Origin of the sequence: Porphyromonas gulae DSM 15663 (genome assembly GCF_000378065.1) — a bacterium.
Lineage (GTDB): Bacteria > Bacteroidota > Bacteroidia > Bacteroidales > Porphyromonadaceae > Porphyromonas > Porphyromonas gulae.
This window is the reverse complement of the sequence record NZ_KB899164.1, coordinates 1-21,280: the sequence shown is the minus strand read 5'-3', so window position 1 is coordinate 21,280 and position 21,280 is coordinate 1. Positions and strand designations below refer to the sequence as shown.

Annotated in this window: 21 protein-coding genes and 1 pseudogene; 13 read left to right on the top strand and 9 right to left on the bottom strand. The window is 50.6% G+C overall.

Annotation, left to right across the window (positions count from 1 at the left end; translation table 11 throughout):
- Positions 1 to 7: 7 nt before the first annotated feature.
- The 3 genes from F452_RS0106540 (at position 8) to F452_RS0106525 (ending at position 3,108) form a co-directional block, all read left to right on the top strand.
- A complete protein-coding gene (locus F452_RS0106540) occupies positions 8 to 511 on the top strand; it encodes a low molecular weight protein-tyrosine-phosphatase (protein WP_018965422.1) in 504 nt (167 codons plus the stop codon).
- The gene (locus F452_RS0106535; RefSeq protein WP_018965421.1) at positions 502 to 1,836 is read left to right on the top strand and encodes an MATE family efflux transporter; all 1,335 of its coding nucleotides are present in this window, start codon (positions 502 to 504) and stop codon (positions 1,834 to 1,836) included. The genes F452_RS0106540 and F452_RS0106535 overlap by 10 nt, the downstream gene beginning before the upstream one ends.
- Positions 1,837 to 1,992: 156 nt before the next feature.
- Entirely contained in the window at positions 1,993 to 3,108 is a 1,116-nt protein-coding gene (locus F452_RS0106525; protein ID WP_026292271.1) for a TlpA disulfide reductase family protein, read from the top strand.
- 98 nt (positions 3,109 to 3,206) lie between these two features.
- On the opposite strand, the gene F452_RS0106520 is transcribed toward F452_RS0106525, so the two are convergent.
- Genes F452_RS0106520 through ruvB form a run of 4 tightly spaced genes read right to left on the bottom strand, consistent with a single transcriptional unit; the run spans position 3,207 to position 9,363 of the window.
- Positions 3,207 to 5,339 (bottom strand): S46 family peptidase, encoded by a 2,133-nt coding sequence (locus F452_RS0106520; RefSeq protein WP_018965419.1) that lies wholly within the window; start codon positions 5,337 to 5,339, stop codon positions 3,207 to 3,209.
- A 21-nt stretch (positions 5,340 to 5,360) separates the two neighbouring features.
- Positions 5,361 to 6,782, bottom strand: a complete 1,422-nt coding sequence (locus tag F452_RS0106515; RefSeq protein ID WP_018965418.1) for a DUF389 domain-containing protein — start codon at positions 6,780 to 6,782, stop codon at positions 5,361 to 5,363.
- Between the two features lie 21 nt (positions 6,783 to 6,803).
- The gene (locus F452_RS0106510; RefSeq protein ID WP_018965417.1) at positions 6,804 to 8,309 is read right to left on the bottom strand and encodes a lipopolysaccharide biosynthesis protein; all 1,506 of its coding nucleotides are present in this window, start codon (positions 8,307 to 8,309) and stop codon (positions 6,804 to 6,806) included.
- Positions 8,310 to 8,331: 22 nt separating this feature from the next.
- Positions 8,332 to 9,363: a Holliday junction branch migration DNA helicase RuvB gene (gene ruvB, locus F452_RS0106505; protein WP_018965416.1), complete on the bottom strand. Its 1,032-nt coding sequence runs from the start codon at positions 9,361 to 9,363 to the stop codon at positions 8,332 to 8,334.
- Here ruvB and F452_RS13345 point away from each other — a divergent pair.
- Positions 9,344 to 9,682: pseudogene (locus F452_RS13345) on the top strand (hypothetical protein); the annotation flags it as partial. The gene ruvB and the pseudogene F452_RS13345 overlap by 20 nt on opposite strands.
- Here F452_RS13345 and F452_RS13340 read toward each other — a convergent pair.
- Complete coding sequence (locus tag F452_RS13340) at positions 9,601 to 9,828, bottom strand: DUF1661 domain-containing protein (RefSeq protein ID WP_394358159.1); 228 nt, start codon at positions 9,826 to 9,828, stop codon at positions 9,601 to 9,603. The pseudogene F452_RS13345 and the gene F452_RS13340 overlap by 82 nt on opposite strands.
- A gap of 34 nt (positions 9,829 to 9,862) precedes the next feature.
- Here F452_RS13340 and F452_RS0106500 point away from each other — a divergent pair, with 34 nt between their 5' ends.
- The 7 genes from F452_RS0106500 to F452_RS0106470 all read left to right on the top strand — a co-directional run bounded on the left by F452_RS0106500 (position 9,863) and on the right by F452_RS0106470 (position 15,180).
- Complete coding sequence (locus tag F452_RS0106500) at positions 9,863 to 10,375, top strand: methylated-DNA--[protein]-cysteine S-methyltransferase (RefSeq protein WP_018965415.1); 513 nt, start codon at positions 9,863 to 9,865, stop codon at positions 10,373 to 10,375.
- Between the two features lie 82 nt (positions 10,376 to 10,457).
- Positions 10,458 to 10,796: a preprotein translocase subunit YajC gene (gene yajC / locus F452_RS0106495; RefSeq protein WP_018965414.1), complete on the top strand. Its 339-nt coding sequence runs from the start codon at positions 10,458 to 10,460 to the stop codon at positions 10,794 to 10,796.
- A gap of 133 nt (positions 10,797 to 10,929) precedes the next feature.
- Positions 10,930 to 11,937: a CdaR family protein gene (locus F452_RS0106490; RefSeq protein WP_018965413.1), complete on the top strand. Its 1,008-nt coding sequence runs from the start codon at positions 10,930 to 10,932 to the stop codon at positions 11,935 to 11,937.
- 6 nt (positions 11,938 to 11,943) lie between these two features.
- Positions 11,944 to 12,552 carry a dephospho-CoA kinase gene (coaE, locus tag F452_RS0106485; protein ID WP_018965412.1) on the top strand — a complete coding sequence of 203 codons (609 nt, stop codon included), beginning with the start codon at positions 11,944 to 11,946 and terminating at the stop codon, positions 12,550 to 12,552.
- A gap of 107 nt (positions 12,553 to 12,659) precedes the next feature.
- The gene (locus F452_RS0106480) at positions 12,660 to 13,085 is read left to right on the top strand and encodes a DUF5606 family protein (RefSeq protein ID WP_018965411.1); all 426 of its coding nucleotides are present in this window, start codon (positions 12,660 to 12,662) and stop codon (positions 13,083 to 13,085) included.
- 82 nt (positions 13,086 to 13,167) lie between these two features.
- On the top strand, positions 13,168 to 14,358 hold the full coding sequence (kbl, locus tag F452_RS0106475) for a glycine C-acetyltransferase (protein WP_018965410.1): 1,191 nt from the start codon (positions 13,168 to 13,170) through the stop codon (positions 14,356 to 14,358).
- 75 nt (positions 14,359 to 14,433) lie between these two features.
- Positions 14,434 to 15,180, top strand: a complete 747-nt coding sequence (locus F452_RS0106470) for a precorrin-2 C(20)-methyltransferase (protein WP_230587190.1) — start codon at positions 14,434 to 14,436, stop codon at positions 15,178 to 15,180.
- A gap of 50 nt (positions 15,181 to 15,230) precedes the next feature.
- On the opposite strand, the gene F452_RS0106465 is transcribed toward F452_RS0106470, so the two are convergent.
- From F452_RS0106465 to queC, 3 genes are read right to left on the bottom strand one after another with little or no spacing between them, the layout of a single operon-like run.
- Positions 15,231 to 16,361 carry a CapA family protein gene (locus F452_RS0106465; protein ID WP_026292262.1) on the bottom strand — a complete coding sequence of 377 codons (1,131 nt, stop codon included), beginning with the start codon at positions 16,359 to 16,361 and terminating at the stop codon, positions 15,231 to 15,233.
- 10 nt (positions 16,362 to 16,371) lie between these two features.
- Positions 16,372 to 16,866, bottom strand: a complete 495-nt coding sequence (locus F452_RS0106460) for a metallophosphoesterase family protein (protein WP_018965407.1) — start codon at positions 16,864 to 16,866, stop codon at positions 16,372 to 16,374.
- A gap of 34 nt (positions 16,867 to 16,900) precedes the next feature.
- Positions 16,901 to 17,563, bottom strand: a complete 663-nt coding sequence (queC, locus tag F452_RS0106455) for a 7-cyano-7-deazaguanine synthase QueC (RefSeq protein ID WP_018965406.1) — start codon at positions 17,561 to 17,563, stop codon at positions 16,901 to 16,903.
- Between the two features lie 249 nt (positions 17,564 to 17,812).
- Between queC and F452_RS0106450 the strand changes: the two genes are divergently transcribed.
- Positions 17,813 to 18,397, top strand: coding sequence for a DUF3109 family protein (locus F452_RS0106450; protein WP_018965405.1), 585 nt, complete (start codon positions 17,813 to 17,815; stop codon positions 18,395 to 18,397).
- 155 nt (positions 18,398 to 18,552) lie between these two features.
- On the opposite strand, the gene tig is transcribed toward F452_RS0106450, so the two are convergent.
- Positions 18,553 to 19,929 carry a trigger factor gene (tig, locus tag F452_RS0106445; RefSeq protein ID WP_026292261.1) on the bottom strand — a complete coding sequence of 459 codons (1,377 nt, stop codon included), beginning with the start codon at positions 19,927 to 19,929 and terminating at the stop codon, positions 18,553 to 18,555.
- 1,111 nt (positions 19,930 to 21,040) lie between these two features.
- Here tig and F452_RS0106435 point away from each other — a divergent pair.
- Positions 21,041 to 21,280: DUF4372 domain-containing protein (locus F452_RS0106435; RefSeq protein ID WP_018965402.1), on the top strand; the 240-nt coding region annotated here is incomplete at its 3' end.

Here is a 21,280-nt window from a genome sequence, read left to right as displayed (position 1 = left end):
TCCGCTTATGAAGCAACATAAAATCCTATTCGTATGCCTCGGCAACATCTGTCGCTCGCCGTCTGCCGAGGCTGTCTTTCGCTCGTATGTAGAGGAGCGAGGGCACGCCGACCGCTTCCATATCGATTCGGCCGGACTGAGCAACTACCATCAGGGCGAGAAGGCCGACGTCCGAATGCGTGCACACGCTGCCCGTCGGGGCTACGATCTGACTTCGCTCTCCCGACCGGTGGAGTATGAGGACTTCGAACGATTCGATTATATCATCGGCATGGATTTTGCCAATCGCGAACGGTTGCAAGAACTGGCTCCGACTGAAGAGGCTGCGGCCAAGATCCGTCTGATGACGGATTTCAGCAGTAGCGGTATTCACGACCACGTCCCCGATCCGTACTATGGAGGAGCATCCGGCTTCGAGCTGGTGCTGGACATTCTGGAGGAGTGCACGGCCGGACTGTTTTCCTATCTGACCGAACCTCGTGACAACTCCTCCCAATCCGCATGCGACTGACCACGGGGCGTGAGATGGACAGGCGCATCCTGCGCTTGGCTATTCCGAATATCATCTCCAACATTACCGTACCGCTCCTCTCCATCGTGGATGTAGGGCTGGCCGGTCGTATGGACACGGCCGGCTCTATCGGGGCGGTGGCTGTGGCTTCGGGGGTGGTCAATTTCGTCTTTTGGCTCTTCGCCTTCCTCCGTATGGGGACTACGGGATTCACGGCACAGGCTTTCGGGCGTAGCGATGTACGAGCCATCACACGCTATCTGGCACGTGGCGCGGCGATGGCTGTTGTCGCAGCCCTGCTTCTTCTCATAGCAGCTCCTCTGATAGAACGCTTCGGGCATCTGCTGGCTTCGGGTCAGGAGACCATCGGACGAGAGGCACGCGAGTATATCCGCATCGCTCTGTGGGGAGCACCTGCGGCCCTGCTCGTCTACGTCTTCAACGGCTGGTATGTAGGGATGCAGGACACACGCGTTCCGATGGTCGTAGCCATCGTTTCCAATATGGTCAATATCGGTCTGAGTATTTTCTTCGTACGAGGACTCGACATGGGAGTGGGAGGACTTGCCGCCGGAACGATCGCGGCCCAATATGTCGGTCTGGCGTTGCTCTCCGGCATTGCCTTTTTTCGCTACCGGCGCGTACTGCGCTTTTTCCGAGCAAGCAGTCTGACAGATACTTCGGGATACGGAGCTTATCTGCGCACCGGAGGCGACCTTTTTGTTCGCACTGCCTTGCTCGGTACGGTGACCCTCTTTTTCACCTCTGCCTCCTCTGCTATGGGGGAGATCACTGTGGCGGCAAATGCCTTGCTGATGCAGCTCTTCACACTCTTCTCCTACTTTATGGACGGATTTGCCTATGCCGGCGAAGCACTTACGGGGCGATACATAGGTGCACGCCGAGCGGACGAATTGCGTCTGATGATCCATCGCCTTTTTCGAATCGGGACGGTCATCTCCCTCGTGGCCACCTTGCTCTATCTCCTATTCCCGACCGCTTTGTTATCAGTATTGAGCGATAAGCAGGAAGTGATAGAGCATGCTCGCCGCTTTGCCATCTGGGCAGGAGTGGTACCGATCGTCTCTTTTGCGGCTTTCCTCTGGGATGGAGTATTCGTGGGAGCCACCGCATCAAAAGCCATGCGCAGAGCCATGACAGCTGCTTTCGTTGTTTTCTTCGCCACTTTCTTCCTCCTTCGTGTAGCCTTGGGCGAGACAGCCCTTTGGCTCGCCTTCGTCCTCTATCTCCTCACGCGCAGCCTGATGCAGACGGTATGGTACCGCAGGCATTTTTTCGCCACGAATCGTCTGCAAAGGTGCTGATACCGAGACCGGCTTGTGCATAACTTTCCGGAATGAAGCAGGAAAGAAGAGAATCTGATCCTCGGATCGGCAGCGACTCTTTCGGTCACATACCGCGCTTTAGCCCAAAACAATAACTTTGCCATCAGTGTGAAATCCAAAAACAAATCCAACCCAATGAAACGAACAAATCTTCTCGCAACTACGATGAAGCTGACTTATATAGCAATAGCGGCTACGGCTATCACTCTGCTATCCGCCTCATGCTCCGACAAAGGAAAATCCGGATACAAGATCGTCGGCACCGTGGAGTATGCCGCCGAGGGCGATACCGTATTCCTCGAATCTATCGAAAACATGGAAGTCATTCGCCTCGATTCTGCCATTATCCGCAATGGCACGTTTACCTTCGAAGGCAGACAGGACTCTATCGTCTCCCGTTATCTTTCTTGTGTGACCGCCTCCGAAGCATTCAGCATCCCCTTCTTCCTCGAAAACGGACGCATAGAGGTAAAAATGGAGAACGAAAGCGAATCCGTCACCGGTACCCCGACCAACGACATCTATCAGGAGATACGAAGCAAAGTGGCCGAATTGCTGCACAAAATGAACGAAATAGATAGGGACTCCACTCTCACCGAAGAAGAAGCCGAGACGAGAATGGATCAGGCTGAAAGGGAATACGCCATTACACTGAAAGAGGCCGTGAAGAAAAACATCGCCAATCCTGTAGGCATCTTCCTCTTCAAAGAACAATACTTCGAGAACAGCCTGGCCGAAAATCAGGCATTGTTCCGACAAATCCCCTCAAAATACCTCAACGACCCGGTTCTGATGGGTATGCAAAAGCAAATGGAATCCCAAGAGAAAACGGATATAAACACCCTTTTCACCGACTTCGCGATGCAGACTCCCGAAGGCAAAACTGTCAAGCTATCCGACTACGTGGGCAAGGGTAAGATTGTCCTCGTCGATTTCTGGGCCAGCTGGTGCGGCCCTTGCCGCCAAGCTATGCCCGATCTGATCAAGGTCTATGCCGACTACAAGGGAAAACTTGAGATCGTAGGGGTTTCGCTCGATGAAAATCCGGAAGCATGGAAGAAAGCCATCGCAAGACTCGGCATCACGTGGCCGCAAATGTCCGACCTCAAAGGCTGGGCAAGCGTGGCAGCCATGCAATACGGCATCCATTCCATCCCCTTTACCCTGCTGATCGACAATGACGGTACCATCATCGCTCGAAACCTCCACGGCGAAGAGCTGACGAACAAGCTCTCCGAAATCCTCAAATAAGCGAAACTCCTATCTTCCCTCTATTCGAGGAATCAAAAACAAACAAAAAGGGCTGTGCCGAATGGCACAGCCCTTTTTGTTGTATAGGATGGATCGGATTAGATCAGCTTCAGCTCTTGGATGAGACGGGGACACTGACCCCATTTGTCGATCATGAAGAGGACGTAACGGATGTCTACGCTGATCGTACGCTGCAGATCGGGTTCGAACTCGATGTCACCACTCATAGCTTCCCAGTTGCCATCGAAAGCAAGACCGATCAGACGACCGTTCTTATCGAATACGGGGCTACCGGAGTTACCGCCCGTGATGTCGTTGTTCGAGAGGAAAGCGATATGGAGCTGACCGTTCTCGGCATAGCGGCCATAGTTCTTGGTGCGGAAGAGATCGAGGATATTCTCCTGTACGGCAAATTCGTCGCTCTTAGGATCCTGCTTTTCCAATACGCCCTTACCGGTCGTATAGTAGTTGTACCAAGCACCGTCCTGCGGCTCATATCCTTTGACGGAGCCGTAGCTCATACGCATGGTGAAATTGGCATCGCTCGGCAAGGCACGTCCGGGGTACATCTCACGCAAACCGGCAAAGAAAAGACGCTTGCCCTTCTCAATGGCATAGGTATTGGCCATTGCATCGGTCTGAATGGCACGAGCAGCTGCGACCACACTCTTGGAAAGTTCTACGGCAGGGTCTTTCTCGATAGCCTTGGCAAACTTTTCCTTGTCCATGGATTTGAGCATGGCGTGGAACTTGTCGCTATAAGGAACTATACTCTTTTCAAAGATGAAGTCCGCATACTTCTTTGTATCGCCCTTGAATTTCTTGTCGATCACATTCTTGAATATGTCGGGGAGCTTGTCGGCAGGGATGCGCTGGCGTACGATGTCGAGCATGGCTGGCAGCACCTTGCGATCGAGTGAGGGCAGATAGTCCTTGTACATACCGTCGAGCGATTTGAGAATGCCGGCATGAGCATCGGGATTGGAAGCCAATGCACTGACAAACTGTGCCAGACGAACCACTTCGGCACCACCGAAGAGCGTCTCGCGCAGATACGTCATCTCGCAGTTGGCTTTGGCCCCTTCTTTATAAGCCTTTTCGAGAGAAGGCAGCACATCGCCATAGACTGCACTCTTGCCACTCTTCCTAATCCAGTCGGCAAATGCTCTCTCCTCGGCACGCTTGCGACCTATCACGTCGAGACGAGCGAGACCGCGGTTCATACCGATAGAGTTCTTCCAGTAGTTAGCACTCTGAGCATACTTGCTGGCATATTTGATACGAGTAGCCTGATCTGCACTCATGGCTTCCTTCCAGATACCTTGCTTGATACCGCGAACTTCGATACGGGGATTGTTCTCATTCTCGATACGATCCTCTACCCCCCAAGAAGTGAGGTAACGATCCGTACTGCCCGGGAAGCCGATGGTCATGGCATAGTCATTGGCTTTGTAACCCTGCATAGATACGGCAGCGAAGTAAACGGGTTTATAGGGTTTGTTGTCCTTGCTGTATTCGGCCGGACCGTTGTCGGCACCGGCATATACGCGGAATACGCTGAAGTCGCCCGTGTGACGCGGCCACATCCAATTGTCCGTATCGCCTCCGAACTTACCTACGGAGCTGGGAGGAGCAAATACCATACGGACGTCCTTGAATACATCGTAGACGATGAGGAAGTATTCGTTGTTGGAGTAGAAAGGCTCTACGATGCAGAGTTGGTTCTTACCTGCATTTTCATTTTTGGCCAACTCTTGGCATACCTCCTGAGCCTTGCGCAGACGCTCCATCTCGTCGGTGATACCCTTGAGCTGTCCTTCTACCTTGTCCGTTACCTTCACGATCTTGCGCAGATACTTCACGGAAAGACCCGGAATCGGAAGCTCCTCACCCATCGTGCGAGAAACAAAACCATCGCGCAGATAATCATGATCCACCGTACTCTGGCTCTGGATAGCTCCATATCCGCAGTGGTGATTGGTGAAGATCAGACCCTGATCGGACACTGTAATACCGGTACATCCGCCACCGAAGATAACCACGGCATTGGCAATGGATGGCTTGTCGAAACTGTAGAGCGAATCCAACGGAAGCGTAAAGCCGAGCTCACGCATCCGATCCAAATTCTCCTGATTGAGTTCGTTGAGGAGCCACATGCCTTTGTCAGCCTTGGCTACCCCTGAAGCACCCAACAGCAGGGCTGCTCCGAGAAGAATACTTTTTAATTTCATTTGCATTACTGTTTATGGTTGTTACCTATGATTATTATTATCTATGATAAGTCGTACCTTCTTGGTCTTGGTACGCGTAGCCATCCATGTACTCAGCTTGTTTATTTCCGACTGGCTTATTCGGTCTTTCGGACGCACCACGACAAGCAATACGGAGTCCCTACCCTGTGCCACTCCGGCCGAAGGAACCAACATGGCCGAGTTGATAGAGGGGAAAATCACTTGCAGCTCCTGAGCTATCTCACTCTCCATTGAGGAGAAACGGTTGTAGAAGTTTAATACATTTCGGAGCGAATCGATCTGTCGCTGCTGGTTTCGAATGATCTTCTCGCTATTGTCGTAGAGGTCTTTCAGCAGGACGTTCTTGAGTTCGTTCACGTCCGTCTCCTCCTGTTCGTAGCCGAAGCCTTGCTTGATATTCAGCCCCACGCCGGACAACCCGTATGCGGTGAGTTTCGTCTTGGCACTGTCTATCTGAGCAGGAGAGACCGTAGCGCCTATCAATACCACTTCAATATGTTTCTGGTCGTTCTCTTCCAGTAGCTGGTCGCGTATGACCTGCGTATTGGGGATACTGCCGATCACCTCGCGCACGTATTTGTGTGCATTCTCTTTGAGCAAGTTGTTGCTGAAGAGCTGTATACTCAGGTAGATACTCGGAGCAATGGTACAAATGGCAATGATCGTGATAATGCGGCGAACCTTTTGCTCTCGCTGCTTATTGAGGAATACTTTGCGCGGAAACTTGAGCAAACGTACCGCAAGAAAGGTAGCCAGAGCGATAAATACGGAATTGATGATGAAGAGATAGAAAGCCCCGAAGAAGTATGCGAACTGACCCGTACCAAGGCCGAAACCAGCAGTACAGAGAGGAGGCATAAGGGCTGTCGCAATGGCCACACCGGGTATTACATTGCCCTTGCTTTTGGTACTGCCGGCGACAATCCCCGCAGCACCGCCGAAGAACGCGATCAGCACATCGTACAGAGTAGGCTGTGTACGTGCCAAAAGTTCGCTCTGTTCCTGTCCGACAGGGGAGATAAAGAAAAACAGTGTAGCCGTGAGAATACTGAAAAGCGTGGCCAGTCCCAGGTTGCGGAGTGAACGCTTGACAAGTTCGAAATCCAAAATCCCCAGACCCAAGCCGAATCCGATGATAGGGCCCATAAGCGGGGAGATCAACATGGCACCGATGATAACGGCGGTCGAATTGACGTTAAGCCCGAGAGAAGCGATGAAGATGGCGAAGATAAGAATCCAGAGCTTCGTCCCACGGAAATCGACATCCGCCTTGATGAGATCGATCGTCTGATAGTCGTTCTCTTTCTCTTGCCGGAGATCGAGGATCGACTTGATATACTCCACAAAGTTCCGTTTGATATCCGACGGTGTCGGAGTAGGAGTTGGAGTCGGGGTAGGAGTAGTACCGGGATTATTGTCCATAAGTAAATATAGATTAGGGGGTTATCTTTTTCGTATTCTATTGAGTATGGGGACTGCTATCCCACTCAGATCTTTCCTGAAAGCTATGACGACGAATAATAAGACAAACAAAGTATTGACACCCAATCGAAGGGTTGTATACTGCGGAAACAGATAGGCCACACAATATGTTCCACCCACGAGCAAAGCCGTCAGAGCAGCATAGAACGAAGCATTTCCGAGACGATAGGGAACGGGGAAATAGTGCCTCCCCGTAAAATAAGAAAGCAGCATGATCAGACCATTGCTGATCACCGAAGCCCATGCACAAGCCATAAAGCCGTAGGTACGCGCACCGAAGACGATGATCAGCACTGTAGTGACGCAGCCGATCAGAGAAAAGATCGCACCCCATATCGTCCGATCTGTGACCTTGTACCAAAGCGAGAGATTGAAGTAAATGCCGAACATCAACTGCCCGAGCATCACAAGCGGAACGACCTTGAGCCCTGCGTAGTAAGGCGGACTGACGAAGTGCTTGAGGATGTCCATATAGGCCATCACCCCCAGATAGATGAAACAAACGAAGATAACGAAGTACTTCATCGCCGTAGCATAGGCCTCCTTTCCTTCTTCCTCGCCACCTTTGGTCTTGGCGAAGACGAAAGGATCGTAAGCATAGCGAAAGGCCTGGGTGAACATCACCATGATGATGGCCAGCTTGTAGCAGGCGCCATAGATACCGAGCTGTGCTTTCCCTTCTGCCGGATCGTCGAAAAGCATGGGGAAGAGAATCTTATCGGCCTGATTGTTGAAACTGCCGGCCAAACCCAACAACAGAATCGGAAAAGAATAGGCCAGCATCTTGCGCAGAATATCCGGACGAAATGCACGGCCTGCATGCCGCCAATGGGGGAATAGCATGGCCATCTGCACGAGGTTACAAATGAAGTTGATGACGAACACGTACCCCAATTCGTAGTTAGGGCGGTAGAAGCTATCGATCCACTCCGGATGCACGGCATAGATACGCGGACACAGGAAGAGGAGGAAGATCGTAAGGACGATGGTCAGCAGGATGAATGTCAGCCGAACGAACATAAATCGCCACGGCCGGTTCGCATAGCGGAGATAGGCCAATGGAATGGCCATGAAAGCATCCATCGCCACGATAGCGAGCAACAGCCCCACGTACTCCGGATGATCGGCATAGCCCATACTCCCACTGAGCGGTCGGAGAAAAAGCAGACCTGCACAAAGGAAGAAGGTGGATGTAGCCCCCAAAGACCACAACGTGGTGGAATAGACTTCGTTCGGGCGTTCGGCCTTATTGATGAAGCGGAAGAAACCCGTCTCCATCCCATAAGTCAGGACGATCATGGCCAGTGCCGTCCAAGCGTAGAGATTGGTCATATTGCCGAAGTCGGCCGTACCCGGTAGAGCACGTACATAGACGATGGTCATCAACCAGTTGAGCAGACGTACCAGGATGGTACTCAGGCCGTAAACAGCCGTATCTTTCATCAAACCTCGTATTCCAGATGCCATATATCAGCAGGTTAGGATGTAATCAGTCGAATAGCGATGGCCGGTGCGGATGGGGGTTACGCCCCAAGTGCGTATAAGCCAGCTCCGTCACTTCTCTTCCTCGAGGTGTCCGCTTGAGGAATCCCTCCTTGATCAGGAATGGCTCATAGACCTCCTCTATCGTACCGGGGTCTTCCCCCAAAGCCGTGGCAATGGTACTCAATCCGACAGGGCCGCCGGCAAACTTGTCTATGATGGTGGCGAGGAGCTTGTGATCCACATTGTCCAGCCCGTAACGGTCGATATTCAGGGCTTCGAGAGCATAGCAGGCTATCGGTTTGTCTATGGCACCGGATCCCTTGACCTGTGCGAAGTCCCTCACACGCCGCAGCAAGGCATTGGCTATACGAGGCGTGCCACGACTTCGTCCGGCTATCTCGATGGCTGCATCGTGCGAACAGGACACCTCCAGAATGCGTGCACTCCGCTCCACGATACCGGTAATCGTATGCATATCGTAGTACTCCAGATGGAGATTGATCCCGAAACGGGCACGAAGGGGTGCCGTCAGCAAACCGCTGCGCGTAGTGGCTCCCACAAGGGTGAAGGGGGAGAGATTGATCTGAATGGAGCGCGCGCTGGGTCCCTTGTCCAGCATTATATCTATACGGTAGTCCTCCATGGCCGAGTAGAGGTATTCTTCCACCACAGGACTCAGCCGGTGTATTTCGTCTATGAAGAGTACATCGTTGGATTCCAACGAGGTGAGGAGTCCGGCCAGATCACCCGGCTTGTCGAGGACGGGACCGGAAGTGATCTTAAGCCCCACGCCAAGCTCATTGGCTATGATATTCGACAGCGTGGTCTTACCCAGACCCGGAGGGCCATGCAGCAGCGTATGATCCAAGGCCTCACCGCGCAAACGAGCTGCAGCGACGAAGATGCTCAGATTTTCCACCACCTTGTCCTGACCGCTAAAGCTATCGAACGTCAGGGGGCGTAGCTTGTTTTCGACTTCCCGTTCGCCGTCGTTGCCGCGGTAACGCTCCTGTCTAATGTCAAATTCTTCTGTCATTCGTCCTGCAAAGGTAAGCAATAGAGCCCGTTGTTCCTTAATTACTATAGTCAAAAGCCTGCGAAAAAAACGATGCTCGAGAAAGAGCTTTCGCCAAACGTGCCACACGATACCGCACGGCAGACCGCTTCTTCCATGCAAGTACGCTGTTTTTGCCCTGTCGGGAATGTTAAGGCTCCGAAAGGCATGGGCTATCTCCGGAGTCTTTTACATCCCAAAAAATTGTCGTTCTTCGGGTCAAAAAACGTGGCGCGTAAACTTTTTCGTTTTGGTTCGTAAATTTTTTACGTCTCGCGCCAAAACGAAAAAATTTACGCGCGTATTTTCAGCAAAACACGAACCACAATCGAGCATTTTTCGGATCGAGAATTCATTCCGGCCACACGTCACACCCTTTATTCTTTTCGTACCTTTGGCAGGAAACGGGGGGCAAAGGGGCAAATGAGCCTCACAGCCATTTTTCATCTTCGACACCACCCCTCCAACGACAAAATACGATATGGAAACAATCCGCATTCAGCACTACCAATCGCCATGCGGCGATCTCATCCTCGGCTCCTACGGACAACAGCTTTGCATGTGCGACTGGGCACATAAGGAGCGCAGGGAGCTTATCGACAAGGGTTTGCAAAAAAGACTGTGTTCCTCATACGAGATCGCACTGTCGCCCGTCTTGAAAGAGACGATCGCCCAACTGGACGAATACTTCTCCCACGCGAGAGAGACCTTCGACGTCCCTCTGCTTATGGCAGGGACGGAGTTTCAGCAAACGGTATGGGGCGAGCTGCTGAACATTCCCTACGGCACCACGATCTCATACGCCACTCTTGCACGACGAATAGGAAACCCCAAAGCCGTGAGGGCTGTAGCCCGTGCCAACGGAGCCAATCCCATATCCATCCTCGTGCCGTGCCATCGGGTAATAGGGAGCGACAATACCCTGACAGGTTACGGTGGGGGATTGGACAAAAAAGAATTCCTGCTTCGTCATGAAATGAGTCTGCTGGTCTAAAGCCACGAAAGCCTCTCGAGGGCTATTTATATTTGAGTATATTTGCAAGCATAAAACCAGTTATATAAAAACAAAGTAGAATATGGATTTCATCTTTCTTCAGGCCGCACCCCAAACCGGAGGCCTGTTCGGAGGCTCAAGCCAGATGATTCTGGTGCTCGTGCTCATGGTAGTAATCTTTTACTTCTTCATGATCAGACCTCAACAAAAACGTCAGAAAGAGCTTCAGCGTCAGCGTGAAGCCCTCGCTAAAGGAGACAAAATAATCACCGCAGGCGGTATACACGGTACCATACGCGAGGTTCGCGAAAAGGATTTCTTGGTCGAAATAGCCAATGGAGTGAACATCCGCATCGATAAAGGGTCTGTATATGTATCTGCTCGCGAAGCGGAAACAGACATGGCCAACAAGAAAGACTAAGAGCTGCACAAGGGCAATCTATCGGAGGAACTGACAGAGACGGAGACGGGTACTACGTCCGGTAACACTTGGCATAAGGCACCTACCCCTTCTTTCAGTTCCTCATCGTTCTCCACCAAATCCGCTAAAGGGAATGAAGCTCAATCTCCTCAATGCCGATCGGAAAAAGGGGAAAAGTATAGACAAGGCATCCGCTCCCCGTTCACGCCGTGGGAGGAATGTCCTTGTCTTTTTCGCTTTTGTGGTTCTCTCTGCCGTTTTTTGGTTCATGCAGAGCTTGCAGGACGTTTACACGGCTTCGTTTTCTATTCCCATCTCCTATTCCGAGCTGCCGCCGGACATAGGAGTTTCAGGCAGGCTGCCCGACCGCTTGAATATTATGCTGAAAGATCAGGGTATCGTGCTTCTGACCTATAAGCTGGAGGGCTTCTCTCCGATCAATATCTCCCCATCCAAAGCGCAGCTACACAAGAAAAAGAGCATGCGACTGAACAAACGGGATCTGGTCGAACTGCTCCAAAAACAACTGGAAACCTCCACGACCATTGCAGCCATCTCGCCCGAAGACATCAAAGCGACATTCTACACTCGCAAAAAGAAAACCGTACCCGTAGTCATAAACGGACAGACCGTCCCCAAAGAAGGATTCTACGCCTTCGATCCCGTCCTCTCTCCGAGCGAAGTGACCGTATATGGAAGTGCGGAAGCGTTGGCGGGCATCGGATCCGTGAATACGGAGGAGTTTTCTATCGACGGACTGGAGAACGATTTCTCCGGGGATATAGCGATCGACCCGATCGACGACATCGTTATCGATCCGACAAATATCAGGATGCAAGTGCGTGTAGAGCAGCTGACGGAACAGACCTTCGAGCTTCCCATCATCACGAAGAACGTACCCGATGGCTTCCTTCTTCGTCCTCTGCCCGGCAAAGTGTCGATACTGCTCACACTCCCCACATCGCGCTACAAAGAAGTATCGGAAGCTGATCTGCAAACAGCCGTTTTCTATCCGTCCTCTCCGGATTCGCTCCGGAGCGATTCTTCTCTGCCCGTGGAGCTGATCATGAAACCAGACTGGCTCAAGCACTATAAGATCACGCCTTCGCACGTCCAATTCATCATCGAACGCATTCAGTAAGCAGTAATGATTACCATTGGGATCACCGGCGGAATAGGAAGCGGGAAGTCTGTCGTCAGTCGTATCCTGCATACCCTCGGTATCCCCGCATACGACTCTGACAGCAGAGCCAAATGGCTCAATGATCACAGCCCCGTCATCCGACAGGCACTGACCGACCTCATAGGCAGCGATCTGTACGAGAACGGCATGCTCAGGCGAGACAGGTTGGCTGCGGCCATCTTCTCCTCCGGCGACCTCCTCGAACGAGTAAACGGCATCATACATCCGGAAGTCAAAAAAGACTTCTGCCAGTGGCGTTCGGAGTGCGAGTCGGATCTCTGCGCCGTCGAGAGTGCCATTCTTTTCAGCTCGGGATTCGACTCTCTGTGCGATACGGTGATTCGGGTCGATGCTCCCGAAAAGATAAGGCAAGAGCGAGCGATGGCTCGCGACGGCTCACCGGCAGAGACCGTGAGGCAGCGTATGCTCAGCCAAGGAAGAGAGCAGTCATTGGCCAAGGCCGGAGCTGACCACACGGTGTTCAATGCGCCACCCTATCTGCTCATCCCTCAAGTCGTCAGAATTATAGAGACAGTCCGAACAAAGAGACCGAATCCGCCCGATCGGTTTTAGGGCAATAAGGCAGGTGCTTCCCTGCTCTCCTGCCCCTCGGACAGGAACGAAATACTTACTTTTGCAAACAGTCAATAACAGAAATACAATATCAATAACAGAAAAATATGTTGCAACCCATCCTTTCCATATCCGGCAAATCCGGATTGTTTCGTCTCGTATCGCGCGGAAAGAATACGCTCATAGTCGAAGCCCTCGACACGAAACGTAGAACCCCCACATACCCATCGGACCGAGTAGTCTCCCTTGGCGATATTTCCATTTACACCATCGAAGACGATGTCCCTCTACCGGAGGTTATGGAAGCGATATACCGGAAGTACGAAGGCAAACAGCTCGATGCTCCTGCTCTCACGAAGGACAACGACTCACTACGTGCTTTCTTCGGGGAGGTACTGCCCGAATACGACGTCGACAGAGTATATCCGAGCGATATACGCAAGATTATCTCTTGGTACAACCTCCTGGTGGACAACGGTTTTACCACTTTCCTATCGGAAGAGAAACCGGCGGAAGAAGAGACGACGGAATAAAGAATAGCATACTTCGGCCTCTGCATCGTTAAAGACCGATACTGATACAACAAACCAAAAACACCTAAAAAACTCCAGTGCTATGTACAAAGGAATGAAAGACTACTTGGCTGCCGAACTCAAGAGTATCGAAGAAGCCGGGCTGTACAAGAAAGAACGGATCATCATCACCCCCCAACGTGCTGACATCCGCGTAAACGAAGGGCAAGAGGTATTGAACTTTTGTGCCAACAACTATCTCGGTCTGTCCGATCACCCTCGGCTGATACAAGCCGCCAAGGATGCGATGGATGAGCGTGGATTCGGGATGAGTTCCGTACGCTTCATATGCGGGACGCAGGACATCCACAAAGAATTGGAAAAAGCCATTGCCGAATACTTCCACACCGAAGATACCATTCTCTATGCAGCATGCTTCGATGCCAATGGCGGCGTATTCGAACCGCTCTTCGGAGAAGAAGATGCCATCATCAGCGATGCTCTCAACCATGCCTCCATCATCGACGGCGTTCGACTCTGCAAAGCCAAGCGTTACCGCTACGAGAATGCCAACATGGAAGACCTCGAGCGCGTCCTGAAAGAAGCACAAGCCCAACGCCATCGCATCATCGTAACGGATGGCGTATTCTCCATGGATGGCAATGTGGCTCCCATGGATAAGATATGCGATTTGGCAGAGAAATACGATGCCATGGTGATGGTGGACGAATGCCACTCTGCCGGCGTAGTGGGTGCTACCGGACGTGGCGTAGCTGAGCAGTTCAATTGCTACGGACGTATCGACATCCATACCGGGACTCTGGGCAAGGCTTTCGGCGGTGCCATCGGCGGCTTTACAACCGGCCCGAAAGAAGTGATCGCCATGCTGCGTCAGCGTTCACGTCCCTACCTCTTCAGCAACTCTATTCCTCCCAGTGTGGTAGGTGCCGGTCTCGAAGTCTTCAAGATACTGAAAGAGAGCAATGACCTCCATACCAAGCTGATGGAGAACGTGAACTACTTCCGCGACAGAATGCTGGCAGCCGGTTTCGACATCAAGCCGACCCAAAGTGCCATCTGTGCTGTCATGCTGTACGATGCCAAACTGTCTCAGGACTATGCGGCTCGTTTGCTCGAAGAAGGTATCTACGTTACGGGATTCTACTACCCCGTCGTTCCCAAAGGACAGGCTCGCATCCGAGTACAGCTGTCTGCCGGCCACGAACGCCAACATCTGGACAAGGCTATCGACGCCTTCATCAAAGTTGGTCGCGAATTAGGCGTTATTAAATAACGACAGACATCCGATATACCGATAATGAAGGGGCTGCACTCGGAGGTATGATCCTCAAGTGCAGCCCCTTACCCATTGACAGTAAACGAAAAAGCTCCTCCCCACAGCAATATGGAACGCTACTATATCCAATTCGTATCGCTCGGTCCCGGCGATCCCGATCTGATAACGCTCGCGGCATACAAAGCTCTGCAAAAATGCGACCTCATCTACTACCCTACCACCGTCTCACCATCGGGCAAGACCGTATCGAAAGCAGAAGAGATCATGTTGGCAAATGGTATAGATACGACCAAATTCCGACCCTACTCTCTTCCTATGAGTATGGACAGGACAAAAGCATTAGCGGTATATGAAGAAGTGGCTTCACGATGCAAAGCCCATTACGACGAAGGTCTGTCGGTTGCGGTAGCGGCCGAAGGTGATGCAGGCTTTTATTCCTCTACGCACTATATCTCCGATGTGCTTCTTCGTGAGGGGTGTCCTTTTGTATTCATCGCAGGAGTACCGGCCTTCATCGCTGCGGGTGCCGTTGCAGGACAGAGCATCACCCGACAGGACGAGGAGCTACAGATAATACCGGGAAATGCCACGCCGGAAAAACTGTGCGAGGCTATGGCTCAGGGACGCACAGTCCTGATCATGAAACTATCGAGATGCGAGAGCGTAGTGAAAGAGTTCTTGTCCAAGGAAAATGTAGCTGCCATCTATTTCGAGTACGTAGGGACCGACAAGGAATTTATCTCATCCTGCATCGAAGAAGACATATTACCTCGTCGCTTCCCCTATTTCTCCATGCTGCGGCTCAAACCGAAGCCATAGAAGTGCTCTTCCAATAATCATCTTTTCCTCTTTTTCCCCTATCCTGATTCTTACTGAACGAGAGGTATCGTTCGGTAATATCTGGCGAATTCCTTATAGTCCTGTTGCTCCTCCGGAGGAAGAGCAGGCAGAGTATCTGTAGAAAAAGGATCCACAGGCAACAAGCGATAAACTCTCTTACCCTGCGGAGTGCGCTTATTGACAAAAACGTATTGGTAGTCGGGATGCGTGGTAACCAGATCGCCCACCTTACGCAGGGTAAGCGATAACAACATACCGCCTCTGGTGGCAGCAGGCTTTCTCTGATTGCTTATAAAATTGCCCATCGAATAGATCACGAAAGAGGTCTTGGTGTCGGTTTTCAACCACTCGGATCGCTGCACCACATGCGGATGGCTTCCGATGATGGCATCGGCACCGTAGCGATGAAGTTTGCGTGCAAGTTCCAGTTGCTCGCTATCGGGCTCCTTTCTGTATTCGACTCCCCAATGAATCTGCACGATACGGTAGTCCGCCCCTAAGGAGTCCGCCCGCTGCAAATCCTTCTTCATCATAACCGTATCGATAGGATCCACCCAAGTAGGAGCGGGCACAGGCATTCCATTCGTACCGTAGGTATAGGCCAGAATAGCTATGCGTACTCCTTTAACTTCGACGATAAGGGGATTCATCCTATCGCGAGCAGCCATATCCCGATAGCTGCCGGTATGGGCTATACCCAGACTATCCAGCATATCGAGAGTACGTACAATGCCCTTTTTCCCCTTATCGGCAGTATGATTGTTGGCAGTAGTCAGCACATCGAAACCGACATTTCTAAGAGCCTCCCCCATAGCGTCAGGCGAAGAGAAAGTAGGGTATCCGCTATAGGGTGCACCAGCAAAAGTGGTCTCCAAATTCCCAATAGCAAAATCGGCTCCCTTTATCATGGAAAACAAGCTATCGAAAGAGGAAGAAAAATCGTACACACTTCCCCCTTCGCGCTTTGCGCTTTCTATCTGAGGGCCGTGTGTCATGATATCTCCGGCAAAGAGCAACTTAATCTCCAGCGTATCGATCCGATCCGGAACTAATCCCGTACCACTTGAAGACGGGGTTGCTCCGCCACGACATGACGAGGATATACAGCTGCCTAACAGTAAGGAGAAGAAAATGCAAACCTTGGGAATAAAGTATTTCATATTGATTGTTTTATCGATTAGCCAATTCTATTACCTGCAAATCCCTTATATCCCGCCCGTCGATTACAAAGCGCATCAGGGTGCGAACAGCATGAAAACCATACTTGCCTGCAGCTCCGGGATTGAGATGCAGGATATCCAACTTCTTATCGTACATGGCTTTGAGGATATGGCTATGCCCACAAACGAAAAGGCGGGGCGGTTGCTGCACAAGCATTCGATAGACGCGAGGTTCATATCGGCCGGGATAGCCTCCGATATGGGTCATAAACACATCCACTTCCTCTACACGAAAACGTAATACCTCGGGGTATTGCAAACGAATATCCTGTCCGTCTATATTACCATAGACAGCACGGAGCGGTGCCAATTCCGATAGATGCTCTGCTGCCGCTACAGAACCGATGTCACCGGCATGCCAAATCTCATCGCAATCGGCGAAGTGTAATCGATACTTTTCGTCGATGCAGCCATGCGTATCGGATAGGAGTCCTATTTTTTTCATCGCTTATGATAAACTCGTGCCCAATGAAGCAGACTCAACCTTCGTACTCAGTCGGATCCGGAATGCCGGCATCGCGCAGTGCTTCCCTGCGCTCTAAACAAGTAGCGCAAACACCGCAATGAGAAACACCGCCCTTATAGCAGCTCCAAGTCTCGGCATAGTCTATACCCAGGGAAGCCCCAATCCGTGCAATATCGGTCTTGGTAATATCCGTATACGGAGCTTCTATAAGCACACCGTCCGAGGTACCGCACCGAACAGCTTCGGTCATCGGACGAATAAATGAGGCACGACAATCGGGATATATGGCATGATCGCCGAAATGATTGGCGATATAGATTCGCCGCAATCCCCTACTTTCTGCTAATCCGGCAGCCACCGCCAGCATAATGCCGTTGCGAAAGGGCACTACCGTACTCTTCATATTCTCCTCGTCGTATCTGCCCTCAGGAATATCTCCCCCGCTAAGCAACAAATCACTCTGAAAATACTGCCCGATAAAATCGAGGGGGACAATCAGATGCTCCACACCCAAACGCTCTGCATGTAGCCTAGCAAACGACAATTCGCGCGCATTATGTTTGGAGCCATAGTCAAAGCTGAGAGCCAAAGCGATGGAGGCTCTCTTCTCGTACATCAGCGTCACACTATCCATCCCACCGGAAACGACGATAAGGCTATCTTTTTCTGTCTGCATACCGAACAAATGATTCTTTTACTTAAGACTTAAACATAAACGGGAAACGGCAACCTCACAGCTCGCAAAGCCCCATTTGATGGAGGGAAGAGCGGCTCCGTCGCGCCAAAGATAATGGTTCATCGGACACATGAAGAGATTAGCCCGATTGAAAATACAAAAGTGCTCATATGTTTTCATCGGATAAGATCCGGATATTGGAGCGGATTTTAGTAGTTTTGCGCTCCGCTAGAAATATTGCATATAAGGATGTTCCAAATCCAAGAAACGATCGTCAGCCCTGACCTCTTCGACAAGTATTTTGTCTGCGATTATGCCACTTGTCAGGGGATTTGCTGTGTGGAAGGAGAAAGCGGTGCCCCCCTTGAAGCAGGAGAGGCCGATTTGCTGCGCAGGCATCTCGATGCCGTGCGCGATATGCTTGCGCCCGAAGCCCTCGAAGTGATCGATAAGCAGGGCGTCAGCTATCTGGATGTGGAAGGAGACGAAGTCACCAGCATTGTGAACGGACAGGACTGCGTTTTCACCACATACGACGAAAACGGCAATTGCCTCTGCGCCTTTGAGCGGGCATACCGCTCGGGCAAGATCGACTTTCCGAAGCCGCTCAGTTGTCATTTATACCCCGTTCGTCTGACCCGTTACAGCGGCTTTACGGCGGTCAATTACCACCGTTGGGAGATTTGTCGTTGTGCAGAAGCCTTAGGCCGTCAGACGGGAACACCCCTATACCGATTCCTAAAAGAACCACTCATACGGGCATTCGGTGAGGAATGGTATAGAGAAATGGAAGAAATAGCCGCTTTATTGGAGCAAAATCCACTAAAACGATAGGTCTGCCAATAGGCCAAACGGCAATCAATTCCACACAGGGGGGATAAAAAAAAGAAAGGCTGCCGGCAGTAATTGCATGGCAGCCTTATTTCATTCGGAAGTGTATCAGTAGGAGCAATCCCTACCACAGACAAGACGTCGAATAGAGAGAGTCATTACTCAGCCGAAGCCGGTTGTTCGGTCATCAGCTTGTTGAATTCGTCCGGAGAAACCGTCTTGGCATCGATATCGAGCTTTTCTTTCAGTGCGGCAGCGAGCTTGTTCTCCGTAGCGCGGTCGAAGAAATTGCGACGAGTATCTTCCTTCTCCATCATCGTATTGGCATAGCGTTCGAGAGCATCCTGAGGAACGGCGGACATGCCATACTGGGCAAACTGATTCTTGGCTACCATGATGGCGAAGCTCCTGACGTCTTGCGGCGTAACCTCGATGTTGTTCTTCTTGACCAGATCTTCCTTGATCACGTGGAAGGTCAGATCCTTGATCATGGCAGGATATTGTTTTTCCAATTCTTCATCACTCCACTCCGTATGCGACAGCTTCAGCCAGCGCTTCAGCAACGCATCGGGGAACTGTAGCTCACCTACCTGAGCTTCCAACACGCGACGCAAATCCAAGAGGAATTTGTAGTCGCTTTCGGCTGTAAATTGCTCGCGAACACCTTCGGTCACCTTGGCACGCAAGTCCGATTCGTTTTTGATATCCGTCTCCTCACCGAAAGCCTGCTTGAAGAACTCTTCGTTCAGCTCTGCCTTTTCATGACGAGAGATGCTGCTGATCTCAAAAGAAAAGTCGCCCGTATGCTCTCCGATAGCTGATTTGTCCACCTTCAAGAGAGAAGAGAGTTCGTACTCATTGTTATTGTATGCCTTAGCAGGATTGAATACAACAACGCTGTTCTTGGCAGCACCGACGAATTTGTTCTTCTCTTCTTCGTCCTTTATATAGGCCGGGAGCAACATAGCTTCCTCCACACAGATACCACCCTCTTTGGGCTGTCCGTTCTCCAACTCGCAGAGGCGACCCTTCACTACATCATTGGCACCCACTTCATCAGCCTCCACCGAGTGTCCGTAGCTGGAGCGCATGGATTCGATCTGCTGGTCGATCATCTCCTCTGTGGGTTGGATCGTATAATAAGGTACGCGAACGCTCTTGTCTGCCACTACGTCTACTACAGGGCTGAGAGCCAGATCGAATACGAATTCGAAGTCGTCAGTGGTATCGAAGTCGTACTCCTTCTGCAATTCCTCATTAGGCATAGGCTCGCCCAGTACATTGAGCTTGTTGTCAGCTATATAGCGATAGAGTTCACGACCGACTACGCGGTTGATCTCCTCTGCTTTGACACCCTTGCCGTACATTTTCTTGATCATACCCATCGGCACCATTCCCTTGCGGAACCCAGGGACATTGGCACGTTGGCGATAGGTACGCAGTGCTTTTTCCACTTCGTTGGCATAGTCAGCCTTCTCGATTGCTACGGTAGCAATGGCATTGACGGCATCCGTATTCTTGATCGATACGTTCATTTTCTTCTTTATTATCTTGGAGTTATTGTCTTTTTGGCTTTGAAAAACCGCGTAAAAATTTCCGCCAAAATTAGCCGAATTCTTTGAAAGCCGCAAATATGAAGCACTTGCATATTCTACGGCACATGCCTCCCCCAACTGAAACAGTCGTGAAGATTGAGATAATATCTCCCTCAGTCCTATCAGGCACACGGTCTTGAAAAGAGAGCCCATAAAGTATAGAGCGATGAACGCTCGTTACTCAATGGCCAAAGTCTACGATCCATTGACAGCCTGCTCGACCAGAGAGTGAATAGAACCCTATCGATGCTCTCTCCATCTACTCCGAAAAAGATTTATTTCCCTCATTTCGGGGAGCCGATACGGCACCCCAAACATGCGCCAAAAAAGTTTTCAACAACGAAGCAGAGTTTAGAATGATTCTAAATAAGGTTCTAAAAAGAAGCAGACTTCGATCTCAAAAAGAAGAGAAAACAAACTTTTTCAGCTCAAAATCCACTTTCAAGAACATCGCACAACGATCTATATATAAACCATTTACGATATATATACAGATCGTTTTCGATTTATATATCAATCGTTTTCAATTTATATACAGATGGTAAATGATTTGTATATAAATCGTAAGCGACTGAAAGCCTTTTCGAGAGCCGATAAAACAAAGGCACCCGTCGAACTGAGTCTAATTCGACGGGTGCCTGATATGCTTGGAAAGGGAGTAAATATCTCCCTAAACGCTATTTCTCATATGATAAAGGCCACTTGTATGGGATACGATGTTGTCGCAGTACACGAATAGATGGGGCAAAATTGCCCTTAACAAAGGACTGGTATATGCTAAGTCGGTATGCATGTCTATGGGTCATTTGTCAAGTTGTTCTATAAATTGAGCAGGCTATTTGTATATTATAGTTGTTGACATTGCTTTGAGGAGCTCTCAGTTACTTTGCAAAGGTAGCAAAAAAGACAGCGACAACTTGGAACATCAGGAATAAGACAGGGCAACCGCCAATGTTGTCCTAAACGTTTTGGAGGATATAAGAAAAAGGAAGCAGAGCTAAGGAACAAAATGTTACCTTAGTAAAGAGAGCCCTACTCCTCCACTTCCTTTATGACAAAAATAACACTCTTTGCGCAAGCCATCGGTAAACTACCGAAAGAAAAGATTAGAAAGATTATTCGGGAGTCAGGTACAGAAAAACATTGCAAGGGTTACGATACTTGGAGTCAGTTTGTTAGTATCATGTTCAGCCAATTCTCAAACTGCGACTCTGTGAGAGACATTTCCAATGGTCTTAATTCCGCCAACGGCAATCTCAACCACTTAGGAATAGCTCGTGCACCTTCTAAA